Source organism: Klenkia sp. AC732, assembly GCF_979256525.1.
On record NZ_CEEDOS010000071.1, the window covers coordinates 1 to 11361 of the forward strand.

The following is an 11361-nucleotide window of genomic DNA, read 5'->3' on the forward strand; positions in this document are numbered from 1 at the left end:
GCCCCTCCCCGCCGTGAGCGTGGATCAGGTCAGGGGCGAGCGGGGCAGCATCCGGTCGGAGATGATCCGCTTCTGGATCTCGCTGGTGCCCTCGAAGATCGTGGTCAGCCGGGCGTCGCGCCAGTGCCGCTCGACCTGGCGCTCGGTGGTGTAGCCGTTGCCACCGTGCAGCTGCATGGCCTGGTTGGTCACCCGCACCGCCATCTCGGTGGCCTGCAGCTTGACCATCGCGGCCTCCCGCTCGCAGGGGACCCCGACGTCGAGCAGGTGCGCGACCTGCCGGTAGAACGCCCGGGCCTGCTCGACGTCGGCGGCCATCTCGGCCAGGGCGAAGCGCAGCGCCTGGAAGTCGCCGATCGGGTGACCGAACTGCTCGCGCTCCTGCAGGTAGGTCGTGGTGTCCTCGACCGCGGCGCGGGCCAGGCCCACGGCGCGGGCCGCGGTGTGCACCCGGGCCGTGTTCAGGAAGGCCTGCGCCTCGGCGAACCCGGCCTTGGACCCGCCGTCCCCGTCGGCGTCGCCCGGGGCGACGATCAGGTCGTCGGCCGGGATCCGGACACCGTCGAACTGCAGGTCCCAGGTCAGGAAGCCGTGGTACCCGACCTTGTCGATCGGGTAGCCGCTCAGCCCGGCGGGGAACGAGCCGCGCTCCTTGGCCAGCAGCACGTTGCGCAGCCCGCGCGAGCGGGACTCCCCCGGCTGCGGGTCGCTGACCCGGACCAGCACCTGGATGAAGTCGGCGGCCTTGGCGTTGCCGCACCAGCGCTTGTGCCCGGTGAGGACCCACTCGTCGCCGTCCCGCACGGCGCGGGTCTGCACGTTGGCGAGGTCCGAGCCGGCGTCGGGCTCGGACAGCGCGACGGCACCGATCCACGAGCCCGCGGCGGACCTCCGCAGCAGGTCGTCCCGGCGGGAGGCGTCGGCGACCGAGGTGCCCATGCCCTGGGAGCGGGCCAGGATCGAGGCCACGCTCATCCAGGCCCGGGCCAGCTCCTCGCTGACCATGCAGTACTCGAAGACGCCGAGGCCCATCCCGCCGTGGTCGCGGTCGATGGTGATGCCGAAGTACCCGAGCTCGCCCAGGCGCTCCAGCAGGTGCTGCGGGATCTCGCCCTTCTGCGGGTCCAGCTCGTCCGCGACCGGCAGGACCTCGTCCATCGCGAAGGCGCGCGCCTGCAGCTGCAGCGCCTCCCGCTCCGGGGTGTGCCACGGCGGCAGCAGGTCGGGACGACGGGGCTCCATCTGCACGGTGCCCGTGGTGGTCTCGTCGGTCTGCGGGGTGCTCACAGCGCTCTCCTGCACGTCGTCGGGCGGGTCGCCCTCCAAGTTACCGGCCGGTAACCGCACCCGCGCCCGGACTGCCCTCCCGCCGCTCGATGTCACATCCAGCGGCATCCCGGCCGGCCGACCCCGCTCGAGGTCACATCGAGCGGGGGGAGCCTCAGCGCACGCCGCGCTCGGCGGCCAGGTCGACGTAGTGCTGCACGACCCCGGCGTCGTCCACCGCGCCCAGGTTGAGCGCCTTCTCCGGGGCCACCCCCTGGAACAGCCGCTTGAGCGGGACCTCCAGGCGCTTGCCGGTGCGGGTGTGCGGCACCCCGGGGACGACGATCACCTCGTCGGGCACGTGCCGCGGGCTGGCGTTGCGCTTCACCGCCTCCCGGATCTCGGTGACCAGGGCGTCGGTGAGCTCGAAACCCTCGGCGAGCTGCACGAACAGCGGCATCCAGTAGCCGCCGTCGCGCTGCTCGACCCCGAGGACGATGCAGTCGGCGATGGCCGGGATGGACTCGACGGCGGCGTACAGGTCGGCGGTGCCCATCCGGACGCCGCCGCGGTTGAGGGTGGAGTCCGAGCGGCCGGTGATGATGCAGCTGCCGGTGGGGGTGATCTCCAGCCAGTCGCCGTGCCGCCACACGCCGGGCCACGGCTCGAAGTAGGCCTCCCGGTAGCGGGAGCCGTCCGGGTCGGCCCAGAAGTACAGCGGCATGGTGGGCATCGGCTCGGTGACGACCAGCTCGCCCAGGTCGCCGAGCACCGGCTGTCCGGACTCGTCCCAGGAGGCCGCGGCGACGCCGAGCATCGGCCGTTGCAGCTCCCCGGCGACCACCGGCAGCAGCGGCGAGGAACCGATGAACCCGGTGGCGACGTCGGTGCCCCCGGACAGCGAGCCGAGGAACACGTCGGGCACGACGGCGGCGTAGACCCACTCGAACGCGGCCGCGGGCAGCGGGGAGCCGGTGGACCCGATCGACCGCAGCGCCGACAGGTCGTGGTCCTCCCCGGGCCGCAGGCCGGCCTTCTCGCAGGCGGTCAGGTAGCCGGCGCTGGTGCCCAGGTAGGTGGTCCCGGTGCGGGCGGCGACGGCGAACTGGGCGTCCAGCGTCGGGTACCCGGGCGCCCCGTCGTAGACGACCAGCGTGGCGCCGGACAGCAACGAGCAGCTGGCGATGTTCCACATGATCCAGGCGGTGGAGGCGTACCAGGAGAACCGGTCGTCGGGCCCGACGTCCAGGTGCAGGCCCAGCTGCTTGAGCTGCTCGACCGCCACGCCGCCGTGCGAGTGCACGATCCCCTTGGGCAGGCCGGTGGTGCCCGAGCTGTAGACGATCCACAGCGGGTGGTCGAAGGGCAGCGGCTGGAAGACCGGCGGCTGCAGGTCCGCGACGGCGTCGGCCCAGGCGAGCGCGCCGTCGGCGACCTCACAGGGGAAGAGCCGGGGCAGCACGACCGTCGTCCGCACCGTGGGCAGCGCGCCCCGCAGCTCGGCGACGACGTCGCGGCGGTCGTGGTCGCGGCCGTTGAACCGGTACCCGTCGACGGCGACCAGCACGACGGGCTCGATCTGGGCGAAGCGGTCCAGCACGCTGCGGGTGCCGAAGTCCGGGGCGCAGGCCGACCAGACGGCGCCGATCGACGCGCAGCCCAGGAACGCCACGACCGCCTCGGGCACGTTGGGCAGGTACCCCGCCACGCGGTCGCCGGCCTGCACGCCGAGCCCGCGCAGGGTGGCGGCGAAGGCGCCGACCTCGCCGCGCAGCCGGGCCCAGGACACCTCCTCGGGCTCGGCGTCCTCGCGGACGCCGATCACCGCCGGCTGGTCCTCCCGGGCGTGCCGCAGCGCGAGCTGGGCCAGGTTGACCTGCCGTTCCGGGAACCAGGTGGCCCCGGGCATCGAGCGGTCGGTGAGCACCTCGTCGTCGCGGACCGGGTCACCGCCCTCGAACACGTCGAACCAGGTGGCGACATCGGCCCAGAACTGGTCCAGGTGCTCGGTCGACCACGCCCACACGGCGTCGTAGTCCTGCCCCAGGGACGTGCCGCGGCGCTCGTCGACCCAGGCGGCGAAGCGCCCCAGCTGGGACGCCGCGATCGACTCGGGCGTCGGGGACCAGAGCGGGGTGTCGGCCGTCACAGGCCCACCCTGCCAGAAGTCCGCGCCCGGGGGTTCGGGGCAGGGACGAACGGGCAGGTCAGCGGGCACGACGAGCCGACACCCGAGGAGAACCGTGCCGACCCGCCCCCTGACCCGAACCCGTGGTCACCTGCCCATCGAGGACCACGGCCTGATCGGGGACGGAGCCACGTGCGCGCTCGTGGCCCGCGACGGCTCCATCCCGTGGCTGTGCCTGCCCGACTTCGACTCCCCGCCGTTCCTGGCCGGACTGCTGGACGCCGAGCGGGGCGGGGAGTTCTCGATCTCGCTGACCGGGCTGGAGTCCGCCGACCAGCGGTACCTCGACGACACCGGCGTGCTGCTCACCGAGCTGCAGGGCCCCGACGGCACCGTGGAGATCACCGACTGCCTGACCCTGCGGGCCGGCGCCGACCTCACCGAGCTGGTGCCCGCGGGCCGCTCCGAGCTGCTCCGGCTGGCCCGGGTGGTGTCCGGTTCGGCCGAGCTCACCGTCCGGCTGCGCCCCCGGGACGACGTCCAGGTCCGCCGCGAGGGCGGTGGCTGGGCGCTGTCCTGGCCCGCGCGGCCCGAGCTGCGGCTGACCCTGTGGTCCTCGCACCCGCTCGAGGTCGGCGAGGACGGCTCGCTGGGCGGCACCGTCACCCTGCGCGTCGGCGACCCGCTCACCGTCGCGCTGCACTGGTCGGGCAACACCCGGCTGCAGGACCGCCAGGACCCGGCCGCGCTGGTGCACCAGACCGCCACCGCCTGGCGCGCCTGGGCCGGCCGGATCCGGTACGAGGGGCCGCAGCGCCGGCTGGTCCGCCGCTCGGCGATCACCCTCAAGCTGCTCGACCACGCCCCGACCGGGGCGATCATGGCCGCGGCGACGTCGTCCCTGCCCGAGGAGGTGGGCGGCGTCCGGAACTGGGACTACCGCTACACCTGGGTGCGCGACGCCTCGTTCTCGGTCTACGCGCTGCGCCGCATCGGGCTGACCACCGAGGCCGACTCGTTCCTGGCCTGGACGCTGACCAACGCCGAGCGCGACGGCGGCCCGAAGATCATGTACGCCCTGGACGGCGGGCAGCCGCCCGAGGAGTGGGAGGACGCGGGCCTGTCCGGCTGGCGGGACTCCGGCCCGGTCCGCTGGGGCAACGGCGCCGCCGGGCAGACCCAGCACGACGTCTACGGCGAGCTGATGGACGTCGCACACCAGTGGGCCTCCGACGGCGGCTCGGTCGACGAGCACCTGTGGACCGCGCTGTGCGCGCTGGCCGAGCAGGCCATCGAGATGTGGCAGACCCCCGACCAGGGCATCTGGGAGATCCGCGGGGCCGGGCGGCCGTTCACCTACTCGGTGGCGATGTGCCAGGTCGCCGTCGACCGGGCGCTGCGGATCGCCGAGAACTGCTCGCTGGACCACCCGCGGGAGCGCTGGACGCAGGCGTCGCAGGAGATGCGGGCCGCCGTCCTGGAGCGGTCCTGGGACGAGGGGCGCGGCACGTTCACCGAGCACCTGGCCGAGGCCGGTGAGGCCAACGACGGCGGGCTGGACGGCTCGCTGCTGGCCCTGCCGTTGCGTGGCGTCGTCCCCTTCGACGACCCCAAGATGGTCTCCACCGTCGAGGCGGTCCGCGAGCACCTGGACGCCGGGGACGGCCTGCTCTACCGCTACCTGCACTCCGAGTCCGACGACGGACTGCCCGGCCAGGAAGGTGCGTTCCTGCTGTGCAGCTTCTGGCTGGTGGACAACCTGACCGGCCAGGGCCGCCTCGACGAGGCCGAGGCGCTGTACGACTCGCTGTGCGCCCGGGCCACCCCCCTCGGCCTGCTCAGCGAGGAGATCGACCCCACCGACGGGTCGTTCCTCGGCAACTTCCCGCAGGCGTTCAGCCACCTGGGGGTCATAGCCTCGGGGTACAAGATCGCCCAGGCCCGACGTGCAGAGGCAGGCCGCAAGTGACGCGTTCGTTCGTCGTCCTCGGCGGTTCCGGTGACCTCACCGGTCGCCTCCTCCTCCCCAGCCTGGCCCAGCTGTACGAGCGCGGGGTGCTCGACGGCGACGTCGAGGTGCTCGCCGTCAGCCAGCAGGACTGGGACGACGAGGCCTACCGGGACTGGGCGCGGGCGCGGCTGACCGCGCACGCCGGCGACCTGCCCGAGGACGCCCGGGAGCGGGTCGTCGCCCAGCTGGGCCACGAGCACGGCGACGTCACCTCCCCCGACGACCTGCGCCGCGCGCTGGCCCGGGTCGACGGCGTCCCGGTGGTCTACCTGGCGCTGCCCAACACCGTCTTCCTGCCCACGCTGACCGCACTGCGCGAGGTCGGGCTGCCCGAGGGCGCCCGCGTCGTGGTGGAGAAGCCCTTCGGCACCGGGATCGCCGACGCCCGCGAGCTCAACGAGGTGCTGCACGGCCTGGTCCCGGAGGAGGGCGTCTTCCGGATCGACCACTTCCTGGCCAAGCAGACCGTGCTCAACGTGCTGGGCCTGCGCTTCGCCAACCGGGTCTTCGAGCCGGTCTGGAACGCCCAGCACGTGGACGCCGTCGACATCGTCTTCGACGAGGACCTGGGGCTGGAGGGCCGGGCCGGCTACTACGACAAGGCCGGCGCGCTGCGGGACATGCTGCAGAACCACCTGCTGCAACTGCTCGCCGTCGTCGCCATGGAGCCGCCGCAGTCGCTGGACGCGGCCACCCTGCAGGCCCGCAAGTCCGACGTGCTGCGGGCGGTGCAGCCGGTGGTCGCGCAGAGCGTCCGGGGCCGCTACACCGCCGGCACGATCGAGGGCCGGGAGCTGCCCGACTACGCCTCCGAGGACGGCGTGGACCCCTCGCGGATGACCGAGACCTTCGCCGAGTTCACCGTGACCATCGAGAACTGGCGCTGGTCCGGGGTGCCGTTCCGGCTGCGTACCGGCAAGGCCCTGGGCACCCGGCGCAAGGAGATCGTGGTCCGGTTCAAGCCGGTGCCCCACCTGGCCTTCGCCGACGAGCAGCCCGAGCCCGACGTGCTGCGCCTGCAGCTGTCCCCCGACGGCATCGCCCTGGAGGTCAACCTCAACGGCGCCGGCGACCCCTTCGACCTGGAGCGCGAGGTGCTGCAGACGACCTCGCCGCCGCAGGACCTGCCGGCCTACGGCCTGCTGCTGCGCGAGATGCTCTCCGGGGACCCCACGCTGTCGATCTCCGACGTCGAGGCCGAGCAGGGCTGGCGGATCGTCCAGCCGGTGCTCGACGCCTGGGCCGCCGACGAGATCCCGCTGCAGGACTACCCCGCGGGCTCGGACGGCCCGGCGTGACCGAGCCCGGCGAGCGCAACGTGCTGGGCGGTCCGCTGGAGCTGTGCGGCACCGACCCGGTCACCGGCTTCTACCGGGACGGGCACTGCTCCAGTGGCCCGGACGACGTCGGCAGCCACACCGTGTGCGCGGTGGTGTCCGCGGAGTTCCTGGCCATGCAGGCCGCCCTGGGCAACGACCTGACCACCCCGCGCCCGGAGTACGGCTTCCCCGGCCTGGTGCCCGGGGACCGGTGGTGCGTGGTCGCCGTCCGGTGGCGGCAGGCGTTCGAGGCCGGCGCCCCGGCCGGCGTGGTGCTGGCCGCCACCAACGTGCGGGCGCTGGAGGTCGTGCCGCTGGAGATGCTGCGGGCGCAGGCCGTCGACGTCCCCGACGACCTGTCCGGGTGGCCGGGACCGCCCGGCTCGGGTTCTGTCCAGACGTGAGCACCGACCTGCTGGGCCTGCCCCTGACCACGCTCGACGGGACGCCCACGACCCTGGCCGAGCTGACCGGGGGCGGGCCCGCCCTGGTGGTGAACGTGGCCAGCCGTTGCGGGCTCACCCCGCAGTACGCCCAGCTGCAGGAGCTGCAGCAGGAGTACGGCAGCCGCGGGTTCACCGTCGTCGGCGTGCCCTGCAACCAGTTCGCCGGCCAGGAGCCGGGCACGGCCGAGGAGATCGCGTCCTTCTGCTCGGCGACCTACGACGTCACGTTCCCGCTGACGGCGAAGCTCGACGTCAACGGCCCGCACGCCCACCCGCTGTTCCGGGAGCTGACCGCCGCCCCCGACGTCGCCGGCGAGGCCGGGCCGGTGGCCTGGAACTTCGAGAAGTGGCTGCTGTCGGGCACCGGGGACGTCGTCGCCCGGTTCCGGCCACAGACCCAGCCCGACTCCCCCGAGGTGCGGACGGCGATCGAGGCGCAGCTGACGTCGTGAGTCACAGGCCGAGGGACGGTTGCGCACGACCGTTCGTGGGCAACCCCGCGGCGACACGCTCCGAGACCACGGAGCACTGCTCCCCTGGAGGACATCGCATGATCCCGGCAGGCAACATCCGCGACTGGCGCGGCGAGAACGTCGTCGACCCCGACGGCCACAAGATCGGCTCGCTGGAGTCGATCTACGTCGACGTCGTGTCCGACGAGCCCTCGTTCATCGGCGTCGAGGTCGGCGGCCTCATCGGCGGCAAGAGCATCGTCTTCGTGCCCCTCAAGGACGCGACCGTCGGCCCCCGCGAGGTCCGGGTGTCCTACCCCCGGGACCTGGCGAAGGCCGCCCCGAACATCGACACCGACGGCGAGCTCACCGCCGACGAGGAGCCGAAGGTCTTCGCGCACTACCAGCTGCCCTACTCCACCGGCGCCAACGGCGAACGGCAGCTCGCCCGCCGCTGAGCGCACCGGAGGGGTGGGCCCGTGGGCTCACCCCTCCAGGGCCGACGGGTCCATCCAGACGGCTTCCCAGACGTTGCCCGACGGGTCGGCGAAGCTGGTGCCGTACATGAAGCCGTGGTCCTGCGGGTCGCTGAACCGACGTCCGCCGTGCGCGAGGGCCTTGGCCAGCAGGTCGTCGCACTCCTCGCGGCTGGCCGCCGACAGCGCGTTCATCACCGACACCTGCTGCGCCGGGTCGCCGGCGCTGGCCCCGGCGGGGAGGAACCCGGTGAACTTCTCCCGGGTCATCACCATCGCCACGATGTTCTCCTCGATCATGAACGACGCGGTCTCGGCGTCGGAGAACTGCAGGTCCTGCTCGAAGCCCAGACCGGCGTAGAACGCCTTCGCGGCCTCGACGTCGGACACGGGCAGGTTCACGAAGATCATGCGCACGGGGTGCTCCCTGGGTCTCGGGCCGGCCGTCCCGGCCCCGTCACAGCACAGGACCGGTGTCCGGCCACAGACTCATCGGCCCCCGTCGCACCCGGTCGCCGCACCCGGCCGCCGCGCCCTCCCGCCCCCGGTGCGCGCCCGCGCCGGTCCACTGTCGACGACCCCCGCCTGGGCGCGCACCCGCGCCGGGACCGCGCGCCCACGCCGGGCACCGAGCGGCTGACACGGCACCGGCGCGCACCCAGAGCGTGAGTGCGCGCCGGGGGCCGAGCTGCTCAGCCGATCCGGACCAGCTTCTTGTTGACGAACTCGTCGGCGGCCAGCAGGCCCATCTCGCGCGAGGTGCCGCTGCGCTTGACGCCGCCGAAGGGCAGCTCCGGGGAGTCGGCGAGCACCAGGTTCACGTAGACCATGCCGGCCTCGATCCGGTCGGCGACGCGCTCGCCCTGGGCCGGGTCGGTGGTGAAGACGTAGGAGCCCAGGCCGAAGCCGGTGTCGTTGGCCAGCTCCACGGCGGCGTCCTCGTCGGGCACGGAGTAGACGACGGCGACCGGGCCGAAGAACTCCTCGCCGTAGGCCGGGTTGTCCGGGGTGACGTCGGTGAGGACGGTCGGCTCGAAGAACGCGCCGGTGCGGGTGCCGCCGGCGACCAGGGTGGCGCCGTGGGCGACCGCCCGCTGCACCTGGGCGTCCAGGGTCTCGGCGGCCCGCAGCGAGGACAGCGGGCCCAGCTCCGTCTCGGCCTTCGTCGGGTCCGCCGGCACGATCGCGGTCATCGCCGCGGTCATCTTCGCCAGGAAGTCCTCGTAGAGGTCGGCGTGCACCACGAAGCGCTTGGCGGCGTTGCAGGACTGCCCGCTGTTGTCCATCCGGGCCTCGACGGCGGCGGAGACGGCGCCGTCCAGGTCGTCGGTGGACAGCAGCACGAAGGGGTCGGACCCGCCCAGCTCCAGGGCCACCTTCTTCAGGTGCCGCCCGGCGACCTCGGCGACCGCCGTCCCGGCCCGCTCGGAGCCGGTCAGCGAGACGCCCTGCACGCGGGGGTCGGCGATGATCGTCGCGGCCTGGTCGTTGCTGGCGTAGACGTTGACGTAGGCGCCCTCGGGGAAGCCGGCGTCCAGGAACACCTGCTCGATGGCCGCGGCGGACTCCGGGCACTGCGGGGCGTGCTTGAGGACGATCGTGTTGCCGACCGCCAGGTTCGGGCCGGCGAACCGGGCCACCTGGTAGTACGGGAAGTTCCACGGCATGACGCCCAGCAGCGGGCCGAGGGAGGCCCGGCGGATCACCGCGGTGCCCTGCGAGCCCTCGACCAGGTCGATCGGCTGGTCGGCGGTCACCGTCTCGGCGTTGTCGGCGTTGTACTCGTAGATGTCGGCGGCGAAGTCGACCTCGCCCTCGGCGGCGGTGACGGTCTTGCCCATCTCGCGGACGATCAGCGCGGCCAGCTCGTCCTTGCGCTCGCGGTGCAGCTCGGCGACGCGGCGCAGCAGCGCGGCCCGCTCCTGCACCGTGGAGGACCGGGACCACCCGCGGTGCGCAGCCGACGCCGCAGCGATCGCCCGCTCGACCTGCTCGTCGGTGGCGGTGGGGTAGCTGGCGACCGTCTCCCCCGTGGCGGGGTCGACGACGGCGTACTCGGTCATGGGTGCTCCGATCTCGGGACGGCGTGTCTCGGGCTGATCATGGCCCGCCGAGCGGCTCCGTGGCGCGTCAGGGCCCACGCAGCAGGACCGGGAGGCCGGGGAGGCTCGACGGATACGGTCGTCGCGGTAGCCTCCACCGACGGATTCCGTCGCCTCAGGAGGACCAGCATGGCCCGCTACGGCACGCAGTACGGCCCGGACGTCACGTTCCTCGGCGTCGACCGGTGCGACCACACCGACCCGGCCTCGATGGCCGGCGCCGACGTCGTCGTCCTGGGGGCCCCGTTCGACGGCGGGACCAGCCACCGGCCGGGCACCCGGTTCGGGCCGCAGGCGATCCGGATGACCGACTACCTGCCGCACGACGGCTCCCGGCCCAGCCTGGCCCTGCGCACCGACGGGCTGCGCGACCTGCGGGTCCTGGACGCCGGCGACGTGGAGATGTACTCCGGGGACATCGAGGTGGCGCTGCCCGCCCTGCGTGCCGCGGTGGCCGACGTCGTCCGGGCCGGTGCGATCCCGGTCGTGCTCGGCGGGGACCACTCGATCGCCTTCGCCGACGCCGGCGGGGTCGCCGACGTGCTCGGCCACGGCCGGGTCTCGATGATCCACTTCGACGCGCACGCCGACACCGGGGACATCGAGTTCGGGTCGCTGTGGGGCCACGGGCAGCCGATGCGCCGGCTGATCGAGTCCGGGGCGCTGCGCGGGGACCGGTTCCTGCAGGTCGGGCTGCGTGGCTACTGGCCACCCCCGGAGACGCTGGACTGGATGGCGGAGCAGCGGATGCGCTCCTACGAGATGACCGAGATCGGGCACCGCGGCCTGGCCGCCTGCCTGGCCGAGGCCTCCACCATCGCCACCGACGACTGCGACGGCGTCTTCCTCTCCGTGGACATCGACGTCTGCGACCCCGGGCACGCGCCGGGCACCGGCACCCCCGAGCCCGGCGGGCTGACCGCCCGCGAGCTGCTGGACTCGGTCCGCCGGCTGTGCCTGGAACTGCCGGTGGTGGGCATCGACGTCGTCGAGGTGTCCCCGCCCTACGACCACGCCGACATCACCGCCGCCCTGGCCAACCGGGTGGTGCTGGAGGCGCTGTCCGCGATCGCCCGGCGCCGCCGCGACGCCCTTGTCGCGGCGCAGCACGGCGGCGGCCGCGCGGAACTCCTCGGCGGACAGCGGGTCCAGCGGGTGGGC

General features: G+C 73.6%; 10 protein-coding genes. 6 read left to right on the top strand and 4 right to left on the bottom strand.

The window, feature by feature from the left end; translation table 11 throughout:
* Positions 1 to 24: 24 nt before the first annotated feature.
* Entirely contained in the window at positions 25 to 1287 is a 1263-nt protein-coding gene (locus AC0IVP_RS21220; protein ID WP_471759180.1) for an acyl-CoA dehydrogenase family protein, read from the bottom strand.
* A 154-nt stretch (positions 1288 to 1441) separates the two neighbouring features.
* Positions 1442 to 3415, bottom strand: a complete 1974-nt coding sequence (locus AC0IVP_RS21225) for an acetoacetate--CoA ligase (protein ID WP_471759182.1) — start codon at positions 3413 to 3415, stop codon at positions 1442 to 1444.
* Positions 3416 to 3509: 94 nt separating this feature from the next.
* Between AC0IVP_RS21225 and AC0IVP_RS21230 the strand changes: the two genes are divergently transcribed.
* The 5 genes from AC0IVP_RS21230 (at position 3510) to AC0IVP_RS21250 (ending at position 8080) form a co-directional block, all read left to right on the top strand.
* Positions 3510 to 5363 carry a glycoside hydrolase family 15 protein gene (locus AC0IVP_RS21230; protein WP_471759184.1) on the top strand — a complete coding sequence of 618 codons (1854 nt, stop codon included), beginning with the start codon at positions 3510 to 3512 and terminating at the stop codon, positions 5361 to 5363.
* On the top strand, positions 5360 to 6703 hold the full coding sequence (locus AC0IVP_RS21235; RefSeq protein ID WP_471759186.1) for a glucose-6-phosphate dehydrogenase: 1344 nt from the start codon (positions 5360 to 5362) through the stop codon (positions 6701 to 6703). The genes AC0IVP_RS21230 and AC0IVP_RS21235 overlap by 4 nt, the downstream gene beginning before the upstream one ends.
* Positions 6700 to 7128, top strand: coding sequence for a DUF2237 family protein (locus AC0IVP_RS21240; protein WP_056295133.1), 429 nt, complete (start codon positions 6700 to 6702; stop codon positions 7126 to 7128). Before AC0IVP_RS21235 ends, AC0IVP_RS21240 begins: the two co-directional genes overlap by 4 nt.
* Positions 7125 to 7622, top strand: a complete 498-nt coding sequence (locus AC0IVP_RS21245; protein WP_471759188.1) for a glutathione peroxidase — start codon at positions 7125 to 7127, stop codon at positions 7620 to 7622. The genes AC0IVP_RS21240 and AC0IVP_RS21245 overlap by 4 nt, the downstream gene beginning before the upstream one ends.
* A gap of 98 nt (positions 7623 to 7720) precedes the next feature.
* Positions 7721 to 8080 carry a PRC-barrel domain-containing protein gene (locus AC0IVP_RS21250; RefSeq protein ID WP_056295137.1) on the top strand — a complete coding sequence of 120 codons (360 nt, stop codon included), beginning with the start codon at positions 7721 to 7723 and terminating at the stop codon, positions 8078 to 8080.
* Between the two features lie 27 nt (positions 8081 to 8107).
* Here AC0IVP_RS21250 and AC0IVP_RS21255 read toward each other — a convergent pair whose 3' ends face one another.
* Positions 8108 to 8509 (bottom strand): VOC family protein, encoded by a 402-nt coding sequence (locus AC0IVP_RS21255; RefSeq protein ID WP_471759194.1) that lies wholly within the window; start codon positions 8507 to 8509, stop codon positions 8108 to 8110.
* A 281-nt stretch (positions 8510 to 8790) separates the two neighbouring features.
* Positions 8791 to 10161, bottom strand: coding sequence for an NAD-dependent succinate-semialdehyde dehydrogenase (locus AC0IVP_RS21260; protein WP_471759190.1), 1371 nt, complete (start codon positions 10159 to 10161; stop codon positions 8791 to 8793).
* A gap of 168 nt (positions 10162 to 10329) precedes the next feature.
* Here AC0IVP_RS21260 and speB point away from each other — a divergent pair.
* The coding region (gene speB / locus AC0IVP_RS21265; RefSeq protein ID WP_471759192.1) for an agmatinase at positions 10330 to 11361 on the top strand (1032 nt) is incomplete at its 3' end.

Coding starts and splice junctions, on each gene's coding strand:
- AC0IVP_RS21250 (WP_056295137.1), top strand. CDS start 7,721: ATGATCCCGGCAGGCAACATCCGCGACTGGCGCGGCGAGAACGTCGTC.
- AC0IVP_RS21255 (WP_471759194.1), bottom strand. CDS start 8,509: ATGATCTTCGTGAACCTGCCCGTGTCCGACGTCGAGGCCGCGAAGGCG.
- AC0IVP_RS21260 (WP_471759190.1), bottom strand. CDS start 10,161: ATGACCGAGTACGCCGTCGTCGACCCCGCCACGGGGGAGACGGTCGCC.